The sequence below is a fragment of the Streptomyces sp. NPDC007896 genome, from assembly GCF_042959425.1.
Lineage (GTDB): Bacteria > Actinomycetota > Actinomycetes > Streptomycetales > Streptomycetaceae > Streptomyces.
Genome location: NZ_JBIBKX010000007.1, coordinates 514,508 through 534,883, shown reverse-complemented (window position 1 = coordinate 534,883; position 20,376 = coordinate 514,508). Strand labels below are relative to the sequence as shown.

Annotated in this window: 24 protein-coding genes; 16 read left to right on the top strand and 8 right to left on the bottom strand. The window is 71.8% G+C overall.

The features are described 5' to 3' along the window. From ACFZDJ_RS25190 to ACFZDJ_RS25150, 9 genes are all read left to right on the top strand, one after another. The coding region (locus ACFZDJ_RS25190) for a streptamidine-related RiPP repeat protein (RefSeq protein ID WP_391061671.1) at positions 1–188 on the top strand (188 nt) is incomplete at its 5' end. Positions 189–290: 102 nt separating this feature from the next. Further along, positions 291–1,115 carry a hypothetical protein gene (locus ACFZDJ_RS25185; protein ID WP_391061668.1) on the top strand — a complete coding sequence of 275 codons (825 nt, stop codon included), beginning with the start codon at positions 291–293 and terminating at the stop codon, positions 1,113–1,115. Then, positions 1,112–2,734 (top strand): CocE/NonD family hydrolase, encoded by a 1,623-nt coding sequence (locus tag ACFZDJ_RS25180; RefSeq protein ID WP_391061665.1) that lies wholly within the window; start codon positions 1,112–1,114, stop codon positions 2,732–2,734. The genes ACFZDJ_RS25185 and ACFZDJ_RS25180 overlap by 4 nt, the downstream gene beginning before the upstream one ends. Further along, the gene (locus ACFZDJ_RS25175; RefSeq protein WP_391061662.1) at positions 2,731–4,101 is read left to right on the top strand and encodes a YcaO-like family protein; all 1,371 of its coding nucleotides are present in this window, start codon (positions 2,731–2,733) and stop codon (positions 4,099–4,101) included. Before ACFZDJ_RS25180 ends, ACFZDJ_RS25175 begins: the two co-directional genes overlap by 4 nt. A gap of 37 nt (positions 4,102–4,138) precedes the next feature. Continuing rightward, positions 4,139–5,464, top strand: a complete 1,326-nt coding sequence (locus ACFZDJ_RS25170; RefSeq protein ID WP_391061659.1) for a YcaO-like family protein — start codon at positions 4,139–4,141, stop codon at positions 5,462–5,464. Between the two features lie 190 nt (positions 5,465–5,654). After that, entirely contained in the window at positions 5,655–6,671 is a 1,017-nt protein-coding gene (locus ACFZDJ_RS25165) for an iron chelate uptake ABC transporter family permease subunit (protein WP_390929973.1), read from the top strand. Continuing rightward, positions 6,671–7,486 (top strand): ATP-binding cassette domain-containing protein, encoded by an 816-nt coding sequence (locus tag ACFZDJ_RS25160; RefSeq protein ID WP_391061655.1) that lies wholly within the window; start codon positions 6,671–6,673, stop codon positions 7,484–7,486. The genes ACFZDJ_RS25165 and ACFZDJ_RS25160 overlap by 1 nt, the downstream gene beginning before the upstream one ends. Before the next feature lie 4 nt (positions 7,487–7,490). Further along, positions 7,491–8,519 (top strand): ABC transporter substrate-binding protein, encoded by a 1,029-nt coding sequence (locus tag ACFZDJ_RS25155; protein WP_391061651.1) that lies wholly within the window; start codon positions 7,491–7,493, stop codon positions 8,517–8,519. An 88-nt stretch (positions 8,520–8,607) separates the two neighbouring features. After that, complete coding sequence (locus ACFZDJ_RS25150; RefSeq protein WP_391061648.1) at positions 8,608–9,843, top strand: MFS transporter; 1,236 nt, start codon at positions 8,608–8,610, stop codon at positions 9,841–9,843. A gap of 16 nt (positions 9,844–9,859) precedes the next feature. Here the strand turns inward: ACFZDJ_RS25150 and ACFZDJ_RS25145 are convergent, their stop codons facing one another. The 4 genes from ACFZDJ_RS25145 to rpmB form a co-directional block, all read right to left on the bottom strand. After that, on the bottom strand, positions 9,860–10,087 hold the full coding sequence (locus ACFZDJ_RS25145; protein ID WP_390929009.1) for a hypothetical protein: 228 nt from the start codon (positions 10,085–10,087) through the stop codon (positions 9,860–9,862). A gap of 337 nt (positions 10,088–10,424) precedes the next feature. Beyond that, the gene (locus ACFZDJ_RS25140) at positions 10,425–10,802 is read right to left on the bottom strand and encodes a hypothetical protein (RefSeq protein WP_391061645.1); all 378 of its coding nucleotides are present in this window, start codon (positions 10,800–10,802) and stop codon (positions 10,425–10,427) included. Positions 10,803–10,988: 186 nt separating this feature from the next. Then, positions 10,989–11,294 (bottom strand): 30S ribosomal protein S14, encoded by a 306-nt coding sequence (gene rpsN / locus ACFZDJ_RS25135; protein WP_391061642.1) that lies wholly within the window; start codon positions 11,292–11,294, stop codon positions 10,989–10,991. Further along, positions 11,294–11,530 (bottom strand): 50S ribosomal protein L28, encoded by a 237-nt coding sequence (gene rpmB, locus ACFZDJ_RS25130; protein ID WP_390929014.1) that lies wholly within the window; start codon positions 11,528–11,530, stop codon positions 11,294–11,296. Before rpmB ends, rpsN begins: the two co-directional genes overlap by 1 nt. A 68-nt stretch (positions 11,531–11,598) precedes the next feature. Between rpmB and rpmG the strand changes: the two genes are divergently transcribed. The 5 genes from rpmG (at position 11,599) to ACFZDJ_RS25105 (ending at position 14,124) form a co-directional block, all read left to right on the top strand. After that, on the top strand, positions 11,599–11,763 hold the full coding sequence (gene rpmG, locus ACFZDJ_RS25125) for a 50S ribosomal protein L33 (RefSeq protein ID WP_390929016.1): 165 nt from the start codon (positions 11,599–11,601) through the stop codon (positions 11,761–11,763). A 31-nt stretch (positions 11,764–11,794) separates the two neighbouring features. Next, the gene (locus tag ACFZDJ_RS25120; protein ID WP_391061638.1) at positions 11,795–12,049 is read left to right on the top strand and encodes a type B 50S ribosomal protein L31; all 255 of its coding nucleotides are present in this window, start codon (positions 11,795–11,797) and stop codon (positions 12,047–12,049) included. Continuing rightward, positions 12,049–13,200, top strand: coding sequence for a GTP-binding protein (locus tag ACFZDJ_RS25115; protein ID WP_391061635.1), 1,152 nt, complete (start codon positions 12,049–12,051; stop codon positions 13,198–13,200). The genes ACFZDJ_RS25120 and ACFZDJ_RS25115 overlap by 1 nt, the downstream gene beginning before the upstream one ends. Positions 13,201–13,252: 52 nt before the next feature. Then, the gene (rpsR, locus tag ACFZDJ_RS25110; protein ID WP_391061632.1) at positions 13,253–13,489 is read left to right on the top strand and encodes a 30S ribosomal protein S18; all 237 of its coding nucleotides are present in this window, start codon (positions 13,253–13,255) and stop codon (positions 13,487–13,489) included. A 74-nt stretch (positions 13,490–13,563) separates the two neighbouring features. After that, positions 13,564–14,124, top strand: coding sequence for a GNAT family N-acetyltransferase (locus ACFZDJ_RS25105; RefSeq protein WP_391061629.1), 561 nt, complete (start codon positions 13,564–13,566; stop codon positions 14,122–14,124). A gap of 63 nt (positions 14,125–14,187) precedes the next feature. On the opposite strand, the gene ACFZDJ_RS25100 is transcribed toward ACFZDJ_RS25105, so the two are convergent. The 4 genes from ACFZDJ_RS25100 to ACFZDJ_RS25085 all read right to left on the bottom strand — a co-directional run bounded on the left by ACFZDJ_RS25100 (position 14,188) and on the right by ACFZDJ_RS25085 (position 19,103). Then, complete coding sequence (locus ACFZDJ_RS25100) at positions 14,188–14,955, bottom strand: methyltransferase domain-containing protein (RefSeq protein WP_391061626.1); 768 nt, start codon at positions 14,953–14,955, stop codon at positions 14,188–14,190. A gap of 85 nt (positions 14,956–15,040) precedes the next feature. Then, positions 15,041–16,267 (bottom strand): aminotransferase class V-fold PLP-dependent enzyme, encoded by a 1,227-nt coding sequence (locus tag ACFZDJ_RS25095; protein ID WP_390929028.1) that lies wholly within the window; start codon positions 16,265–16,267, stop codon positions 15,041–15,043. Next, positions 16,264–17,607 (bottom strand): pyridoxal-phosphate dependent enzyme, encoded by a 1,344-nt coding sequence (locus ACFZDJ_RS25090; RefSeq protein ID WP_390929030.1) that lies wholly within the window; start codon positions 17,605–17,607, stop codon positions 16,264–16,266. The genes ACFZDJ_RS25095 and ACFZDJ_RS25090 overlap by 4 nt, the downstream gene beginning before the upstream one ends. Further along, positions 17,604–19,103 (bottom strand): alanine racemase, encoded by a 1,500-nt coding sequence (locus ACFZDJ_RS25085; protein ID WP_391061623.1) that lies wholly within the window; start codon positions 19,101–19,103, stop codon positions 17,604–17,606. The genes ACFZDJ_RS25090 and ACFZDJ_RS25085 overlap by 4 nt, the downstream gene beginning before the upstream one ends. Before the next feature lie 346 nt (positions 19,104–19,449). Between ACFZDJ_RS25085 and ACFZDJ_RS25080 the strand changes: the two genes are divergently transcribed. Together ACFZDJ_RS25080 and ACFZDJ_RS25075 are read left to right on the top strand one after the other, a co-directional pair. Then, entirely contained in the window at positions 19,450–19,752 is a 303-nt protein-coding gene (locus tag ACFZDJ_RS25080) for a hypothetical protein (RefSeq protein WP_390929034.1), read from the top strand. A 64-nt stretch (positions 19,753–19,816) separates the two neighbouring features. Next, on the top strand, positions 19,817–20,131 hold the full coding sequence (locus ACFZDJ_RS25075; protein WP_390929974.1) for a metalloregulator ArsR/SmtB family transcription factor: 315 nt from the start codon (positions 19,817–19,819) through the stop codon (positions 20,129–20,131). Positions 20,132–20,376 lie beyond the last annotated feature (245 nt).

Genomic DNA, 20,376 nt, shown 5'->3' with positions numbered 1-20,376 from the left:
ACAACCCCTTCGCCTTCGAGGAGCTCGCGGCCGACGGTTCGCTGGCCGCGCCGCAGGGGCCGGGTACCAACGCGCTCGTGCACAACCCCTTCGCCTTCGAGGAGCTCGCGGCCGACGGTTCGCTGGCCGCGCCGCAGGGGCCGGGTACCAACGCGCTCGTGCACAACCCCTTCGCCTGGTCCGCCTGACCAGTCAGCAAGCCGCCGCCCGCGGGATTCACCGCGGGCGGCGGCCCCAAGTACCCAGCCCAGTCGCACCAGCACGCACCGCCGAGGAAGGCGCAACGTTCAATGGACCGCATCGCACCCGGCCATCACCTCTACGAGGGGCCCGACGGAGAATGGCGGCACGGCGCGCCGGACGGTCGGTTCACGCGTATCCGCGGCCCCAGGGACCTGTTGCGGGAAGCCCGTTCACGGGCCTACGGCGCGACGGCCGAGGCACCAGATGACGGCGAGGCCCTCGCCCTGGACGCGGCACTGAGGGAACGGGGGGTGCTGGCCGCCGCCGGGGCAAACGATGTGGACACGCCGTGGGCCGTCCACATCGAGGACGGGACTCCGGTGGGCGACGCCGTCGCCCGGCTTCTGCCGTCCACGGCCGAGGTGAGCACCGGACCGCTCAGTGAAGAAGTGGTGCGCAGCGCCGACGTGGTCGTCTCGTGCGCGGGCTGGCTGCCCGACACGCACTGGCGGCACGTCGACGCCTGGTGCAGCGAGTACGCAACACCGTGGCATCGCTGCCACGCCGAAGGGCTGCGCTTCGTCCTGGGCCCCCTGTTCGTCCCCGGGCGCAGCCCGGGATACGCGGATACCCGGGGCCGGATTCTCGCCGCCGCCGACCTCCCCGACGAGCTCGCCGCACACTGGGCCTACCTGGATGCCGGTCACCAGGACGCAAGTCCCCACGCTCTTCCGCCCGTTCCCTGGCCATCGGATGCCGCGACCGCGGTGATCGCCGGTTTGCTGGTCGAGGATCTGCTGCGCCTCCGCGCCTTCGGCACCCCTGCTGCCGAAGGCGTTCAACTGGTCTTCGATCCCGCCACCGCCACGCTCGACCGCCACCGCGTCCTGCCCCTGCCCGTGACCGCCCACGCGCTGAGGACGGCCGGATGAGCGCCCCGCTCCTGGACACGCTGCGGGCCAACGAACGGGTGCCCGGCTGGGACGGGACTCCGCTCGCCGTCGACATCCATCTGCCCCCGCGTGCGCAGTGGCCCGTGCCCACCGTGGTGACGCGCACCCCCTACGGGCGCAGTGCCCATCTCGCCGAGGGAGCGGGCTGGCGCGGGCGCGGGTTCGCGTACGTCGTCCAGGACGTGCGGGGACGCTACGACTCGGACGGGCACTGGCAGCCGTACCACAACGAGCGCGGCGACGGCGCCGCGCTGGCCGACTGGATCCTCACGCAGCCGTGGAGCGACGGACGACTCGTCGCCTACGGCGGCTCCTACGCCGGCCACACCGCCTGGGCGCTCGCCGCGGAGCGCCCGGCAGCGGTGTCGGCCGTCGTCAGCATGGGCCCGTCCATGGCCCTGGGCCGTACCAAGTTCGAGCGCAGCGGCATCCTGCGGCTCGCCGAGCACGCCGCATGGTGGCTGGAGCGCGCCGACGCCCGGACCAGCCGGGACGGACTGACCGCCCACGTCTTCCGTGAGCAGCCGCGGTTGCTGGAGCACCTGCCTGTCATGGATCTGGGGGAGCGCCTCGGCGCCCGCCTCCCGGGCTGGGGGCACGTCGTCGAGAACGGTCCGCACCACCGGGCCGAAGGGCCGGACACGGCCGAACTGGAGAAGCTGCCGTCCGCGGCCCTGCACATCGGTGGCTGGTACGACCTGCTGGTCGACGAGGTACTGGAACACTTCCACCAGGCCGGCAGCGCCCTGACCCCGAGGCCGCCCCGGTCCCTGGTGATCGGCCCGTGGGGGCACGACCTGGCGTTCGCCCCGGGCACCCGGATCGGGGACCGGGACCACGGCCCCGCCTCCCGGTTGGACCTCGGTGCTCTCCAACTGGACTGGCTCCGAAGGGTGCTCGCCGAGAAGGCCGGATCCGGTTCCCACAGCGAGGCGAAGGTCTTCACCGTCGGCGCCGATACCTGGTGGACAGGGAGGTCCTGGCCGCCGCCGGGCACCGATACGGTCTGGTACGCCCACCACGACGGCTCGCTTGCCCGGCCCGTTCCCCGACGCGGTGGACAACGCCGTTTCCGCTACGACCCGGCCGACCCGTATCCGTCACGACAGCCGGCCGTGGACCGCGCTCCGCTCGCGGCCCGTACCGACGCGGTGCGCTTCACCAGCGCGCCGATCGATGCCCCCCTGACGGTGGCGGGCCGACCGGTCGTCGTCCTGAACGCGCTGACCAGTGCGCCGTCCACGGACTGGATCGTGCGCTGGAACGAGCTCACCGCGGACGGCCGATGCCTGGAGCTCGCCCATGGCAGCGTCGACACCGGCCGGGACGGAGACGACAGCGGGCGGTACGAGATCTTGCTCGGCCCGGTCTGCGTCACCCTGCCGACCGGATCACGCCTCCAACTGGAGGTGACCAGCAGCGACTTTCCCCGGCTGGCGCGCGCCCTGGGCACCCATGAGGACCGCTACCGGGGAACCGCTTGCGCACTCGCCCAGCAGACCGTCCGCACCCGGCCCGTCGACGGGACCCGGCTGATCCTGCCCACGCCCGGCGATCACACGCCCGATCACGACCTCACCGAGGGGGAGAGCCCGTGAGCACCGCACTGCTCGATGCCCGCACCGGGTTGATCACCAGGCTAGAACCGCAGCAACGCCGCCCCGGACTGCCCCGGATGTGGGTCGGCTACGGCGCCAGCGTGGCCCGTACCGACGTCTTCGCGCCCTGGCTCGCAGACCGCTTCGGCTTCGGCGCGTCCGCCGGTGACCACGACCGGGCCCAGCGGGCCGCCGTCGGGGAGGCCGTCGAGCGGTACTGCGGCAACGCCGTCCCCGACGGCCTGCGCATCTCCTCCTACGACGAGCTCGTCGCGGAGGGCCGAAGCGCTCTGGATCCCGCGACGCTCGCACTGTACTCGCCTGCCCAATACGGCACACCGGGCTTCCCGTTCACGCCGTTCCGGCGAGACCTCCCGGTGGCCTGGACCCTCGGCCGGGACTTGTACGACGGCGCCGAGGCCATGGTCCCTGCCTCGCTCGCCTGGCTCGACTACCACCACGGCTCCCGCGCCGCCGAGCCCGCCGTCCACTCCCTCGTCTACTCGGGCATCGCCGCCGGTGAGAACCCGGCCCACGCCGAACGCTTCGCGCTCGAAGAGCTCTTCGAACGCGATGCCACCACCATCTGGTGGAGTACCGGCGCCCCGGCCGCCGCCCTCACCGAGGCGGACGTGGCCACCGTGGCCGCACGGCTGGGCGGCCCGGCGCCGGGTGAGGACGCGGGCCCGGATGTACGGCTGCTGCACATACCTTCCCCGTTCGGCGTGCCGGTCGCCGCCGCCTTCCTGGAGGACACCGAGCGGGGCATGGTGGCCTTCGGCAGCGCCTGCCGCGCGACGCCCGAGGCCGCCGCCGAGAAGGCGCTCGTCGAGGCGTACGGGCTGTACTCCCTCACCCGCCAGCTCTCCGAACCGGACAGCGAGGTGTGGCAGGCGGTCGGCGCCGGCACTCTGGAGAGCCACGTCTTCCGGCCCTTCCGAGCCGACCGCTCGTACCGGGACGCGTTCCGCGGCGACTACCGCGACCTCACCGACCTGCCCGCCATAGCCCAGCTCTACCTCGACCCCAGAATGCAGGGGGCCCCGCTGGACCGGCTGCGCGGCACTGCGAGCCTCGCCTTCGCCGACCTACCCCGGGTACGTGCCGAGGACCCGCGCGGCCACTACCTGGAGCGGCTCGCAGCAGCCGGGCTGCGCGCCTACGGCGTCGACCTGACCACGCCCGACGTCGCCGCCGCCGGTCTCGCCGTCGTCCGCGTCGTCGTCCCCGGCCTGATCGGCAACGCCCCGCCGGCCTTCCCCTACCTGGGCGGCGAGCGCCTCTACCGGACCCCGGTCGAACTCGGCCTGCTGCCGGGCCCGCTCGGCGAGGACGAGCTGTATCCGCACCCCCTGCCCCTGGCCTGACCCCGTCCACAAGGACGAGCGACGAGGAACTCCGCCCATGCCCTACCCCCTGCTCACCGACCCGCGCACCGGCATCGTGCGCCGGCTGACCCGCCCGCCGATCCCCGCCCACTTTCCGGCCGGCTTCGAACTCATCGCTTCCGAACTCGGCGACACCTCCCGCTTCTGCCCCTGGCCCGCCGACTCCGCCGGAGCCGGCTACGCGTTCGCCCAGCCGGAGGCAGCCCTCGGAGCCGCGCTCGGCGAGGCCGCCGAACGCTACTGCGGCAACCTGGTCCCCGATGGCCTGGTCCGCGCCTCCTACCGTGAGCTGACCGCACGTGGCGTACGGGCCCTCGACCCCAAGTCTCTCGCCCTCTACGCACCCGCCCAGTACGCCGAACCAGGGTTCCCGCTCACCGAGTTCACCCGCGAACTCACCGTGGAGTGGACGGAAGGCACCGACCTGGCCGACGGCGAGTCCGTGCTCGTCCCGGCATCGCTCGTGTGGGTCTCGTACGTGTCGGCCGATGTCAAGCAGCGTGGTCCGCGCACCAACCCGGTCATTCAGGCGGGCCTGGCGGCCGGACCGACCCTGCGCGACGCCTGCCTGGGCGCGCTGGGTGAGATCGTCGAACGGGACGCCATGACCCTCGGCTGGCACGGCCGCGCCGGGGTTCGCCTCCTGACACCCGATCCGTGGCTGGAGGAGTTCGCGCGCGGCCCCGACGCACACCTCGACACCCGCTTCCTCTCCTTCCCCGCGCTGTTCGGCATGCCCGTGGCCGGGGCGCTGGTCCGCGACGCCGTCACCGGGTACCTCACCCTCGGCGTCGCCGCCCGCGCCGACACCGGCGACGCCGCGCTCAAGGCGTACGGCGAAGCGCTGCAACTCCAGTTGTTCACCGCCGACTACGACGACCCGGACGGCCCGTACATGCGGGCCGCCGCCGATCCGCGCAGCCCCCTCAAAGCCTGGCGCCGCGACCGGGACTATGCCGACGCGTACCGGAACGACCTGCGCGACGTCGTCGACTACGGCTGCCACCTCCAGCTGTACCTGGACCCCCGCACCCAGGACGCCTTCGAGGCCGAACTGCGGATCGCCCTGACCGAGGGGCCGCAGTCGAGTCCTGACCCGACTGCCCCGGCCAACGGCACGGATCCGTTGGAGGCCGTCGTCGGCCGCATGGCCGCAGGCCACCATCCCGTGGTCGTCGACGTGACCACCCCCGACGTCCGTGCCGCCGGCCTGCACGTGGTCCGCGCACTGGTTCCGGGCCTGTACTCGAACACGGCCGCCGGTCTGCCCTTCCTCGGCGGCACCCGGCTCGCCGACTCCCTGGCGGGCGCGCCCCGGCGATCCCTGCCGCTGCCCCACTGAGCCCGCGACCCCTAAGGAATCCGCCGTGACCATCCGGCCGCCGCACCCCGCCGGCGACGCAACCCCGGCCCAGCAGGCGTCCGGGCGCCCCCGCACGAGCCTGCGTCCCGGCCGGGTGACCGCCGTCCCACTCCGAGGCCGCGCGGGTCCCGCCGCCGCCCGTGGCCCGCTGCTCTCCGCCTCCGTGCTGCTGACCGCCCTGCTGCTGTTCCTGCCCGTCGCCGGCCTCGGTTCCGTCGCCCTGGGCGCGGCTTCCCTGCCTCTCGGCGACGTCTGGCACGACATCGCCTCCCACCTCACCGGCCAGGGCCGCCCGGCCACCGTGTCCGGGATCGACGACGCCATAGTCTGGGGATCCCGCGTCCCCCGCACCTTGCTCGCGATGGTCGCGGGCGCGGGCCTGGCCGTCGCCGGAGCCGTACTCCAGACCGTGGTCCGCAACCCCCTCGCCGACTCCTACGTCCTCGGCGTCACCTCCGGGGCCTCCCTGGCCGCCGTCGCCGTCCTCACCCTGGCCCCCGCCGGGTTCGCCGGGCCGCTGCACGTCGGGGTGTCCGCCGCCGCGTTCGCCGGGGCGTGCGGCACGCTCGTCCTCGTCGTCGCCCTGGGACGCAGGGGCGGCTCTCTTGCGCCCGCCCGGCTGGTCCTGGCCGGAGTCGCCGTGTCCTACCTCCTGCAGGGCGCGACCAGCTATCTCCAGCTGCGGGCCCGGCCCGACCAGCTCTCCGGCGTGCTCTTCTGGCTGCTGGGGTCGGTGGCCGGCGCCCAGTGGGGCGACCTCGGGCTGCCCGCCGCCGTGGTCGCGGCATGCACCCTGTGGCTCCTGCTGCACGGGCGCTCTCTGAACGCCCTGGCCATGGGGGAGGAGACCGCCGTGCTCCTCGGCGTGCCGGTGCAGGCCCTGCGCCTGCAACTCCTCGCCGTCGCCGCCGTACTGACCGCCGCGGTCATCGCCGTCGCGGGCGGCATCTCCTTCGTCGGCCTGATCGTTCCCCACTGCGTACGGCTCCTCATGGGCGCCGACCACCGCGCACTGCTGCCCGCCACCGCCCTCACCGGCGCCCTCTTCCTGCTCCTGGCCGACCTGGCTGCCCGAACGGCGGCCGCCCCGCTGGAACTGCCGCTCGGCATCGTCACCGCCGTGGCCGGGGCGCCCTTCTTCCTGTGGCTGCTGCGCCGCGACCGCCGGACGGCAGGTGAATCCTGATGACCGGCCCGACAGACCCTCACCTCGGCGAGGTCGCTCTGGACACTGTCAGCCTCGACATCGACGGCCTGCCCATCGTCGTCGGGGCGACCCTGCACGCCGCCCCCGGCGAGATCGTCGGCATCGTCGGACCCAACGGCAGCGGCAAGTCCACCCTGCTGCGGGCCGTCTACCGGTCGCTGCGCCCCACCACGGGCGCGGTCCTGGTCGGCGGGGACGACGTATGGCGGACCCTCGGCGCGCGTGACGCGGCACGGCGGGTCTCGGTGGTGGCCCAGGAGAACCCGGCCGTCTTCGACTTCACCGTCGCCGAGATCGCAACGGCCGGGCTGACCCCGCACCGGGGCGCCTGGACCCGCGACGCCCCGGACGACCGGGCCACAGTCGCGGACGCCCTCAGCCGTGTCGGCATGGAACACGCCGCCGACCGCCCGTACGCCACGCTCTCCGGGGGCGAGAAACAGCGCGTCCTGCTGGCCCGGGCCCTGGTCCAGGGCGGACATCTCCTCGTGCTCGACGAGCCGACGAACCACCTCGACATCGGAACCCAGCTGGATCTGATGGAGCTGGTCCGGGACCTGAAGGTGACCACCCTCACCGCCCTGCACGACCTCAACCTCGCGGCCGCGTACTGCGACCACGTCCACGTCCTGCACGACGGACACCTCGTCACCACGGGCCCGCCTCAGGACGTGTTCACCCCCGAGCTGCTCGGCGAGGTCTTCGGCGTCCGGGCCGCCCTCGGTGCTCACCCGCTCACCGGACGCCCCCAGTTGAGCTTCGCCCCCGCACTCACCCCAGCCCCACCGGAGTAGCCCCATGAAGACCCTTCCCTCCGTCCGTACGACGGCCGCGGCCGCCTTCGCGCTCACCGCGGCCGCCTTTCTCACCGCCTGCGGCGGCCCGGCCGCACAGGACACGGCGAAGCCCGCCGCCAACGCATCCGCAGCGGCCGACGGGGGCGCTCGTACGACGTACCCGGCGCAGGTCGCCAACTGCGGCCGCACCGTCCGCGTGGAGCGTGCACCGCAGCGCATCGTGTCGTTCTTCCCCTCCAACACCGAGCTGCTCCTCAAGCTCGGGCTGGGGAACAGGATCGCGGGCCAGACCTGGACCAACCAGTCACCGCCCAAGCCCGCCTACGCCGACGCGTACCGAAAGGTGAAGGTCCTCGCAACCGGGGAGATCTCCCGCGAGGCGCTGCTCTCCGCCCGGCCCGACTTCATCCTCGCCGACGGCGAGTACCAGTTCGACGGCAAGAAACTGCCGACCATCGACGAGTTGGCGAAACTGGGCGTACCCGTCTACATCGACAGCGCCTTCTGCCCCAAGACCACCGGCACCGCCACCCTCGACGCCACCAGTACCGACCTCACCTCCCTCGGCACCCTCCTGGACGTCTCCGCACCCGCCGCCGAGGCGGTCGCCGACGTCGGCAAGCGCCTCGCCACCGTCGACACCGCGCTCAAGGGACGGCCCGCCACATCGGCGGCCATGGTCCAGATCGTCGACAAGCAGCTGTACGCGCTCGCCGGCGGCCTGTACTCGGACATCGTGCGCCGAGCCGGAGGCACCAACGTGCTGGACAAGGACGTGCCCAAGGGCAGCAACTTCGCGCCCCTGTCGGTCGAGGCACTGGCCAAGCGGGACCCCGACGTCCTCATCTACCACTACACGGGCGACGCCGACCGTGCCGCCTCCGAGCAGTGGCTCAAGGAACACCTCGGCGCCACCAAGGCCGTCCGCACGAACCGTCTCGTCGCCGTCCCCGCCGCCGACTTCTCGGAGCTGAGGGCCGTCGACGGCACCCTCACTCTCGCCAAGGCACTTCACCCGGACGCCTTCTGAGCACACCTCGACCGGCCCGGGCGACCTGCGGGCCGCCCGGGATTCCGTCGTCCACTCGTCCACGCTCCCCACCCCAGGAGTCCCGCCCATGGCCACCGCCTCCCGCACCGGCTTCGGCCTGTTCCTCACCGCCCGCACCGTCTCCTGGGCGGGCTCCGCCGTCACCACGGTCGCGCTGCCCGTCCTGCTCTACCAGCACACCGGCAGCGCCGCGCTCAGCGGACTCCTCACCGCTCTGGAAGCCCTCCCGTACCTCGTCCTCGGACTCCCCGCCGGCGCCCTCGCCGACCGATGGTCCCGCCGCCGCACCCTGACGCTGTGCAGCTGGTGCAGCGCCGCCCTCATAGCGGCGATACCCGTCGCGGCCGCACTCGACGTCCTCACCACCCTCCAGCTGATGCTCACCGGGCCGGCCGTCTCCTGCGCCTTCGTCTTCTTCGACGCCGCGGCCTTCGGCGCGCTCACCACTCTGGTCGGACGTGACGGCGTCGCCACCGCGACCAGCCGCATGATGAGCGCCAGCACTCTCATCGGCCTCCTGGGACCCTCGGCCGCCGGAGCTCTGATCGCGACTGTCGGCGCCCCCTCCGCGATCGCCCTCGACGCGCTCAGTTACGCCTCCGCGGCCCTGCTGCTGGCCCGGCTGCCGCTGCCGGCAGCCCCTGCCGCCCCCGCAGGAAAGGGCGTACGCGGAACGAGGACCGACATCGCCGAGGGACTGCGCTACATACGCCACCACCCGTTGATCCGGCCCCTGACCCTCCTCGGGATCGGAAACAGCTTCACCGAGGGGGCTGTGGTCGGGCTGATCGTCGTGGCGGCCGTGCGCCGGTTCGGGCTGACTCCGGACGACGGGCGGATCGGCTTCTTCTGGGTCGCCGCAGCTCTCGGCGCGCTGATCGCTGCCACCGCCCTGCCCCGCCTCCAGAAGGCGGTGCCCGTGGGCTGGATCACCCTCGGCGGGCTCGCCGCCAACGCCGTGTTCCTGGCCTGCTGGGCGAACCTCCCCGGGCTGGCGGCCGGACTCGTCGCCCTCGCCCTGTGGCAGGCCGCGAACACCTTCGTCAGCCTCAACGGCATCGTCATCCGCCAACAGGTCACTCCCGACCACCTCCAGGCCAGGGTGAACACCACCGCCCGCATGATCGCCTGGGGCGGCCAGCCCCTCGGCGCGGTCACCGCGGGATTCCTGGCCGAATCGATCGGTGTCCGGGCCGCGTTGTCACTGGCCTGCCTCGGCGCTCTGGTCTCACTCGGCGCGGGTCTGGCGACTCCGCTGCGCCGTGGGGACCGGCAGAGCCACTACGCGATCGCCCGGGACTGAGTGTGCCCTGCCGCCCTCAATGGACCGCGACGCCTGCGTGAGTGGTGCCGAACTGCCGGACCGTGCCGCACCCACCTGGCGGGCGGCGGGCCTCGGCGTGAGTCACGGACTCACCTTGGTCGCCCCCGCTCCACAGTCGTTCCGTCCGGTGGACGCAGCCGATGTCGGCCATGAACGACTCGGTGTCGATACCGACCACGACCGGAGCCGGGTCGTAGTACTCCCCCAGTGATCCGCTGCCCACCCGAGGACGCCACAGCTCCACCAGGAACAGGAGGACGTCGACGCCGTCCGGCAGCGCGAGGACGTCCTGTGCCGCGCCCGTCGAACGACGCAGGTCTGGCGCAGGATGACGACCGGATCACCTGTCGCACCCTGCAACGCCCACCTTGGAAGCGCGGTCCCAGTGCCGAAGAGGCAGGGCTGGACAGTGGGGTGTCCCTTGCCCGGCGCCTGAATCGACACCGTCATGACCACGACGCCGGGAGCGAACGTCAGCAACCGGTCGGCCACGGCACCGCGAGCGCCGGGCGTATTGCCGGTCACCACGCTCAACAGACCCTTGCTCACATCGTCCGCCCTCAGTTGAGGTGCGCGACATGCTGCGGACCGGGCGCCGCCCCCAGTCTGCCGGGCAGTGTGCCGTAGTCCGGCATTCCGGCCCGCAGCCACGCTCCGACCGCTGCGGCGTCGGCCACGGTGGCGAGCGGGCCGAGCCGCACAGCTGCTCCAGTGGGGCTGCGATCGGTCGTGCACGGCTGGACCACAGCGTGCAGCCCGCGTCGGCCCGCGCAGCCGAGGACCTTCCGCAGGCATCCCGTGGAGATCATGACCCCGTGAGGGCTGTCACGGACCGCCCGGCGCAGCTCGTCCATCAGCCGGTCGGTGGCGGCCTGACACGAGACGCAGACGACAAGGGTGAAGGGACGGCCCTGAAGGCCGCGTGCGGCATCACTCATGCGTGCACTCCTGCCGGATGTCACGGTGGACGGCTTCCACTTCGGCCTCACCTCTCGCATACGCACAGACGGCGAAGACAACCCCGCCAGTACTCTTCGGGCGTGGTCGCACCGCCATGGGCGAGGGCACGGCCCGGACGTGAGACGCGCCCCCCGGTCTTCCTCCGCGAGCGCGGAGGGACGGTGTCACCAGGAAGACTTGGTGACACCGGGCAGGAATCCCGCGTGTGCCTGTTCCCTCATGCGGACTCGGGAGAGCCCGAACTTGCGCAAATGCCCCCGGGGGCGGCCGTCGACGCTGTCACGGTTGCGGACGCGGGTGGCGCTGGCGTCGCGGGGCTGCCGGCGCAGTTCGGCGATCGCGCCACCGCGCTCGGCTTCCGTCGAGTATGGACGTCGAATGATCTCTTTGAGTTCGGCCCGCCGGGCGGCGTACCGCTCGACGACGGCCTTGCGCTTCTCGTTCTTCGCGATCTTGCTTCGCTTGGCCATCAGACCTTTCCTCCCCGGGCACGGATGCGCGCGACCGCCGCGTCCACGCCGATGGTGTCGACGATCTTGATTCCCCGGGCGCTGAGCGTCAGCCGTACGTGTCGGGACTCACTGGGAAGCCAGTACCGCTTGCGCTGGATGTTCGGGTTGAAGCGGCGGGAGGTGCGCCGGTGCGAGTGGGAAATGTGGTTGCCGAAGCCCGGCTGGGCGCCGGTCAGTTGGCAGTGGGCGGACACGGGGTGACCTGCCTCTCCTTGAACGAACAGCTATCGATAATGGAAATCATTCCCATATAATAGCGTGCATGGCTCGCAACGAACTCCGCCCGGTCATCAAGCTCCGCTCCACCGCGGGGACCGGCTACACCTACGTGACCCGGAAGAACCGCCGGAACGACCCGGACCGCATGGTCCTGCGCAAGTACGACCCTGCCGTCGGCCGGCACGTCGACTTCCGTGAAGAACGCTGATCCGACCACCCACCCCTCCAGGGAGCCCGCCATGAAGCCCGGCATCCACCCCGCTTACGGTCCCGTCGTCTTCCGCGACAAGGCCGCCGACTTCGCCTTCCTGACCCGCTCGACGCTCTCCAGTGACAAGCGCATCAAGTGGGAGGACGGCAACACCTATCCCGTCGTGGACGTCGAGATCTCCTCGGCGAGCCACCCCTTCTACACCGGTACCGCCCGGGTCCTCGACACAGCGGGCCGCGTCGAGCGCTTCGAACGCCGCTACGGCCGAGCCGGAGGCCGGTGATGCGCGAGGAAGGCCGACTGCCGGTCGTCATCGTCGCCGGCCTGCACGCGGACGCCCGCCGACACGTGGTCGACCGCCTCCTGCGAGCGGTGCCGGACAGCGTCGCCCTTCACCACGACCTCGCCACCGCGGGCGAGGGAACGGTACGACGGCTCCTGCGCGACGCGTCCGGCGTGCTCGCGTCGGGCGAGACGCCGCTGGTCAACGACTGCGCCTGCTGCGCACTGCGCGAGGACCTCGTCCCGGAGCTGGAGCGGCTGGCCGACCACGGTCTGACACGGCTGGCGATCGTCGAGTTGTGGGACTCGGTCGAGCCCAAGGCCATGGCCGAGGTCGTGGCAGCACACAGCGGCGACCACCTGACGCTCACCAACGTGATCACCGCGGTGGACCCGGCACTGGTCCTGCCGTACCTCTCCAACGGAGACGACCTGGCCGAGGCGGGACTCGCGGCAGCGGCGACGGACCAGCGCACCGTCGGCGACACCTGGGCCCGCCAACTGGAGTACGCGCCGGTGCTCGCCCTCGTGGACAGCGAGGACGCGGACGAACACGACCACGCCCTGCTGACCCAGCTGCACCCCACCGCCCGCCACGTCGACGCGCTCTCAGGCGAACTCGCGCACCTGGCCTTCGCCGGCTTCGACGTGGAAGCGGCGGCCGCGGCCCAGCACCCGGCCTGTGCACTCCTGCCCCAGGAGGCCGACGAGGCAGGCGTCACGACGCTGGTCTGGCACCGCACCCGCCCCTTCCACCCCGAACGCCTCTACCAGGCTCTGGAGGACCTCTGCTGCGCCGCCGCCCGCAGCAGGGGCCGCTTCTGGCTCGCCGACCGCCCTGACACCCTGCTCTCCTGGGACGCGGCCGGCGGCGCCCTGTGCGTCGAAGGCGCGGGCCCCTGGCTCGCCTCCCTGCCCGACGCCGCCTGGGAGCTGGTCCCCCCGGTACGGCGAGCGGCCGCCGCACTGGACTGGCATCCCGAACACGGCGACCGCTGCCAGCACCTCGTCTTCACCTCACCCGGACTCGACCGCTCCGGCATCGAGCAGCTCCTCGACTCCTGCCTGCTCACCGACGCCGAATACGCGGCCGGACCCGAGGGGTGGCAGCGTCTGCCGGCGGCCTTCGACTCCCTGCTCGACGCCGCGTGATGCGCCGCCCCCTCCACCCGTCGCCCGTCACCACCCCACCCGAGGAATCCGCATGACCCGACGCATCAACACCCGCAAGCCGGTGAAGCCCCGCTCCAATCCCCTCGTCGCGGCCGGCATCACCTACATCGACTACAAGGACACCGATCTGCTGCGCCGGTTCATCTCCGACCGGGGGAAGATCCGCAGCCGGCGCGTCACCCACGTCACCGCTCAACAACAGCGCCAACTCGCCGCAGCCATCAAGAACGCCCGCGAAATGGCCCTCCTCCCCTACTCCAGCAAGTGACAGAGCGCTGCGGACGGCAGTGAACACCCGACGGACTGGGCCGCCGACGGGGCCCGTCTGGCAGGCTGATCACCATGGGAGCGCTCAAGACCCTGAGGTCACCTGAGTTCACACAGATCACCCGGCCCCACGAGCTGGCCTCCGGCCTGAGGCAGGAACTGGTCGACTGCTGGGTGACGGTGACCAATACCGGTGGGGCGGTCATCCCGCACGGCGTCACGCTGCCGCCGGTGAGTCCGCGGGACGTCGGGCCGGTGCTCGACCGGATCGTCGACGCACTCGACCCGCAACGGAGCCGGCTGCTCGTGGCCACCGTGGACGGCGTGTTGGCGGGTTGGCTGCTCCTTCGCCGCGATCCGCACCCGCTCGTCGCGCACTGCGGCGTGGTCAACCACGTGCAGACGCACACCAGGTTCCGTCGCCAGGGCATCGGTGCCGCGCTGATGCGCCGCGTCCCCGGCGTGGCCCGTGACGGGATGGGGTTGGAACGGCTGGGGCTCACCGCGAGGTCCGGCCTGGGCCTTGAGGACTTCTACCGTGGACTGGGCTGGGTGGAGGTCGGCCGATGGCCGGGGGCACTGCGGGTCGCCCCCGGTGACGACCGCGACGAGATCATGATGAGCCTCGTCCTCTGACCGCCGTCCGCGAACGGCCGGGGTGTCGTCCCCATCGGCGCGCGGGCACGCGGACGGTGCGGATCAGTCCTTGACCGCCACCAGGACTCGGCTGTCGCCGAACTGCCAGACGGACGTGACATGGCGGAAACCCGCCTCCCGCAGCAGTTCGCCATGCCGGGCCACGGTCAGGTCGTCGCCGCCGCTGCCACCTGCCCGGCCGGCCCGACGCCGCTCTCGCTGGGCGAACGGGTCGGCGAGTTCCGGGTCCTGAGCCGCCTCGGCCCACCAGGACTCCCAGTCCTCGTGCGTGTGGGCGCAGGACCGCTCGGCCCTGCGGCGGCCCACATGGGCGGTGAGCTCCGAGAGGGGCCGGCCCTGCTGCGGGAAGTGGTCACCGTTGACGAGGACGCCGCCGGGGCGAAGGAGTCCCGCGAGGCGGCGGTATGTGCGCAGGAGGACCGGCTCGGACAGGTAGTGCAGGGCCGTTGTCGAGACGGCCGCATCCAGGGGCCGGTCCAGACCGAGTGCGTCGGTCCAGTCGTCCTCGCCGATGACGGCGTCGACGTAGCGGGCGGCGTCCGCGTGGTGGGTGCGGCCGAGTTCCAGGAGGACCGGGTCCATGTCGACGGCGACGATCTCCGCGCCCGGCAGGCGTCCGGCGAGCCGCGCCGCCAGCGATCCCGGCCCGCAGCCCAGGTCGAGGAGGAGCGGGCGGGCGCAACCGGCGGTCACGTGCTCCACCACGTCCGCGATCACGGTGAACCGCTCCTCACGGTCGACGGCGTACCGCTGCTGCTGCCGCTCCCAGCGCTCCAGCCACATGCCGGCCGTCGCCATGCTCACGCCCATCCGGTCGCGCACCTCTTCCGTCTCTCACCCGTCGCGTACACCGTCGAATCTACAGGTGGAAACGGTTTTCGGTTCCATGGAATCCTCAATCGAGTGACGTCAGGACCGCCAGCAGACGCTTGACCTCGTCCACGGTGTTGTAGACGTGCAGGCTGACCCGCACCGAGCCGTCCTTCTTCTCGTCGGCGCCGGCCTGGCAGAGGCTGTCGGCCCGCACCATGAAACCCTCGCTGAACAGGATGAAGCCGAGGTCGTCGGACGGAATGCCGCGATGGCGGAAGGTGACAATGCCGTGGCGCCGCTGCTGAAGGGGCGGCCCGGAGTGGGCGGCCAGGCTGGACTGGCAGCCCAGGATCTCGTACGAGGCGAGGTGCCGGAGCCGGTCGGTCAGCTGGGTCGCGAGGGCGACCGTCCATCGCGCGATCCGCTCGGTGCCCGCCGCCTCCAGCCAGTCGAGTGCCGCCTCCAGCGAGGCGATGCCCACCGTGTTGGGGGTGCCCTGCCAGCCGCCGGGCTCGAAGACCGGGCCGCGTGCGTTGCGCGCCCAGACCGCCCCCGTACCGGGCAGGGCCAGCGCCTTGTGTCCCGAGAAGACGACGAAGTCGACGTCGAGCGCCGACTCGGCGACGGTGACCGGCAGATGGCCGACGCTCTGGGCGGCGTCCAGGCAGATCGGTACGTCCGGGCCGACCACCGCGCGGATGCGGTGCACGTTCATGTCGCCGCCGTACACGTGGTGGAGGTGCGTGGCGGCGACGAAACGGGTACGGGGGCCGACGACCCGGTCCAGGGCCCGGTGGTCGTAGTCGCCCGACTCGGCCTGGTACGGCAGTGCCCGAACCCGCACCCTGACTCCCCGGTCGGACAGCAGCCTCTGCGCCTCCAGCCAGGGCTCCAGATTGGCCCGGTGGTCGGCGAAGGGGACGATGATCTCGTCGCCGTCGGAGAGGAACGAGGTGAGCCAGTCACGGGCGACGATGCGCAGTCCTTCGGTGGTGCCGCTGGTGAAGTGGACCGCGGACCGCTGCGGATCCGGGTCGCCGAGCAACTCCTTGACCCGCCGTCGGGTGCGCTCCACCAGTTCCGTCGTCCGGTTGGCCCACGGGTAGGTGCCCCGCCCCGCGTTGGCGTTCGACGTCGTCAGGTACGACTGAACCGCTTCCAGTACCGCCCGGGGCTTCTGCGCGGTGGCCGCACTGTCGAGGTAGGCCAGGTCGGGATGAGCGGTGATGATGGGGAACTGCTCCCGTATCCCGCGCTGCCAGTCCGCCAACGCCCGCTCCTCCCCGTGCCGGGGATGCGCGACACTCATTCCCGTACCAGCGGCGCGCCCGCGTCCCGCCAGGCGATGATGCCGCCCGCCAGGCTGCGCACGTCGGGATGGCCCAGCCGGGTCAGCAGCGCGGCGTACCGGGCGGACTTCTCGCCGACCGGGCAGGCCAGCAGCACCGGCTGCCGCTTGCTGAAGGGCAGTCCGTCGCGCACGAGTTCCTCGAAGAGTTCGTCGACGATGTTGATCGAGCCCTCGATGTGCAGGGCGGCGTACGCGTGCGGGCCCCGCAGGTCGACGACGAGCGGGCGCGGCTGTCCGTCGGCGATCCACCGGCGGGCGGCGTCGGTGTCGACGCTCCGGGCCTCGGCCCGTATCTCGGCCTCGGTGAGGGCTGCGGCCGAATGTCCGCGGCGGGGTGTCCCCAGCAGCTCTGGCCGGCGTTGCCGTACGTAGCTCAGGTAGCTCTCGGCGCGGTCGCAGACGATGAAGACCGCTGTCCGGCGCCGCTCCGGCTCCGGCTCCGGCAACTTTGCTTCTACCGTCCGCAGATGACGTACCGCGCCCTGGTAGGCGGCACCGCCCGTGGGACCCGAGAGCAGTCCGCAACGGCGGATGAGGGTGAGCATGCCGTCGATGGCCTCCTGGGACGTCACCGGCTCGATGGTGTCGTACGTCGCCGGGTCGAAGAGGCCGACCTGCTGCACCTCGTCGATGGTGCGGATGCCGGGGATGAAGTCCGACTTGTCGGCGACCAGACCGAGGACCCGTACCTCCGGGTCGTGTTCACGCAGGACCCGGGCCACTCCGGTGGACGAACCCGCCGTACCCACGCAGGCGATGAACCAGTCCGGTGCCCGCCCGTCCAGGTCCTTGACGATCTCCGGGCCGGTGCCCGCCGCGTGCGCCTCGGCGTTGCGCGGGTTGAAGTACTGGTCGGTGTGCAGATATGTACTGCCCGGCTCGGCGAGCGCCTGGTGGAAGCGGGTCAGCGGATCATCCGTGTCGGTGGGGTCCAGGCACTCGCTCTGCCCGGGCAGTTCCTCGATCTCGGCGCCCAGCAGCAGGAGCAGCTCCTTGATCTCCGGCACCCGCATCCGGTTGGTGACGCTCTTGAAGCGCAGCCCGTGCATCCCGGCGAGCAGGGCGAGTGCCTTGGCCGTGTTGCCGCTGGAAAGCTCCACGACCGTCTCACCGTGCTCCGCCGCCGCCTCCAGATACGGGCGGGCCATGTGCCAGGCCGGCCGGTCCTTGACCGAACCGAAGGGATTGAGCATCTCCAGCTTCGCGTACAGGTCGAAGTGGCGCAGGCCGTGCACGGCCGGGTCGATGCGCACCAGCGGCGTGTTGCCGATGGCCTCCGTGATGCTGTCGTACCTCATGCGAATGCTCCCCCGGAGTGTGGGATCGGCCAGTAGTCCTCGTCCAGGCACCAGCGCCAGGAGCCGTCTTCGTCCACGACCGCCACCGTGCGGGCGACTGGCTGCCGCTGTGCGTGGTGGGCGTGGAAGTCCATCGCGTAGCCAGCGGTGTTGGCGAAGGCCAGCAGATCACCGGGGTGCGGCAGCCGGGGAAGGAAGACCATCCGGCGCGTGATCAGATCGGCCTCCAGGCAGAGATTGCCGACGAGATACACCCCCACCGGGCCCGCGCCGCTCTCCGCTCCCGCCCCGGTGCGCGGGAGCAGGACGGGGTCGACGAGTACACCGTGCTCCTCCAGGCTCACGTCCCCGGCGTTCATGCCCAGCCGCACCAGATACTCCCCGGCCCCCTCACCCGTCCGCCGGACGTCGAGGACCCTCGCCAGCGAGAGGCCGCACTGGTCGACGAGGGCCCGGCCCGGTTCGGCGCACAGGTCGTACATGTGCTCCAGGAGCAGGCCGGCGGCCGGGCGGCCCAGCCGGGGACCGGGCAGTGACAGCAACTCGGCGAGGTAGCCGGGCCCCGCGACGGGGCGGTACGCCGGGTACAGGGCCGCGTTCCCGCGCACGGTGCCGCCCTCGTTGCGCAGCCCGTAGCCGTGCCCGCGCCAGGTCAGAGCCGGACGGGTGCCGAGCACGGCCTCGGTCAACGCGGTGGTGTAGCGGTCCCATTCCGCGGCGTCGGCGACATAACCGGCCCCGAAGCCGCCGCCGATGTCGACGACACGCGGCGCCAGGCCCCTGGCACGGCACTCGTCCATGACCATCACACAGCGTTCCAGCGCGCGGACCTTCTCCGCGACACCGGTCGTGTCCAGGTGGTACGCGGTGCCGGTCAACTCGACCGCGTCACGGTGCCGTTCGACCGCCGACAGAAGTTCACCGACCTCACCCACCGGTGAGCCGAAGCGGCTGCGCCGGGAGAGCAGCCGCACACCGGGTTCCGCCGGGCCTCCCGCCGATTCGAACCCGGAGAGCCGCAGCAGGACATCGACCCGGGGCAGGGCGTACTTGCGCACCAGCTCGGCCAGTTGGTCCAGTTCGCGGCGCGAGTCGAGGTTCACCGTCGCCCCGACGCGGGCCGCCAGCCACAGGAACTCCGGGTCCTTGGGCCCGGTGGCCATGATCCGGCCCGGTGTGAAGCCAGAGCCCAGCGCATGACGCAGCTCCCCGAGAGAGGCGACGTCGACACCGACCGCGGCCGGGTCCTCCGCCGCCAACCGCCGCACCAGGGAACCGGACTGGTTCGCCTTGTGCGCGAAGTACACACGTCCGGCCAGGTGGTGGTCACGGTAGACGGCATGGAACCGTCGCGCGTTCTCAGCCGCCCGCTCCGGCAGCAACACGTTGAGCGGCGAGCCGAGCGCGTCGACGAGCGAGTGGAGGAACGGACCGGCGTCCAGCAGCGAGGCGAGCGGTGGTTCGAGTCGGGGCCGCAGACGAAGGGGCTCACCCACGACAAGTCCTCCCCCTCGACACCGGTCGACCAGCGCTCCGACACCGTTCGGGCCTAATCATTTCCGGATACAAACACCTTTAAGCCCGGCGCACTGTCCGGTGTCGTCGAACCCGGAGCATGTGCCGTCGCATCCTGACGGTCGCGACGTCGCGCCGTCGGCGAGACCACGCCACGGCCCCCGCCACGGCTGGGCGCGGGTACGGACGCCGACCGGCCGCGGTCATGACACGCGGCACGGAGGCACAGAGTCCATACATGCGAGAGTTGCTATATATTGATGTCGACATGCACGGCCCGCGCGGCACCACCCGCGGGCACCCCGAGAGCACCACCAGGAGCACCACATGAGCACCGCCACCGAACACCGCACGCACGCCGACCACACCCACACCCACGGCAAGGGCTGCGGCCACGTCGCCGTCCCGCACGGCGACCACACCGACTACGTGCACGACGGCCACCTCCACAAGGCCCACGACGGCCACGTCGACGAGTGCGCGAGCACCGGCCACACCACCCACGAGGGCCACGACCACCAGCACGGCGAGGGCTGCGGCCACGTCGCCGTGCCGCACGAGGACCACACCGACTACGTACACGACGGCCACCGTCACGCCGCGCACGAGGGCCACTGGGACGATCACTGAGAGTCCGCGTCCGCTCGGGCGCGAGCCGGAAATCATCGTCACTTGCTAATGTATGCATGTGGCAATGACTCCCGACTTCCCGACAGCCCAGGCGGACGAGCCGATACAGGCGCTCCAGGCAGCCAGCGATCTGCTCAAGGCGCTCGCCTCGCCGGTGCGCGTCGGTATCGTGCGCGAACTGGCCGGGGGCGGGAAGTACGTCCACGAACTGGTCGCCGCACTGGGGGTGAGCCAGCCGCTGGTCTCGCAGCACCTGCGCGTACTGCGCAACTCCCGCATCGTGCGCACCCGGCGCCAGGCCCGCGAGATCCAGTACGAACTCACCGACGAGCACGTCGCCCACATCGTCCTGGACGCCATCCGGCACGCACAGGAGTAACCGGCCGACCCGGTCGGGCCGCGACACCGTCAGCCTCCCCGGCTCTGCACATCCTAGAGCCGGAGAGGCCAGCATGACCGAGCACCGTACAGTCCTAATTCCTGGGCACCAACCAGGAAACCCTGCGATCGACTACGACTTCTCCCGCCTCGACGGCCTGGCGAGCCCGGTCGGAGCGATACGGTACAGCGGCCTGGACCGGTGGGCGGCGGACTTCTTCGCCGCCGAAGCCATGCTGTCGTTCC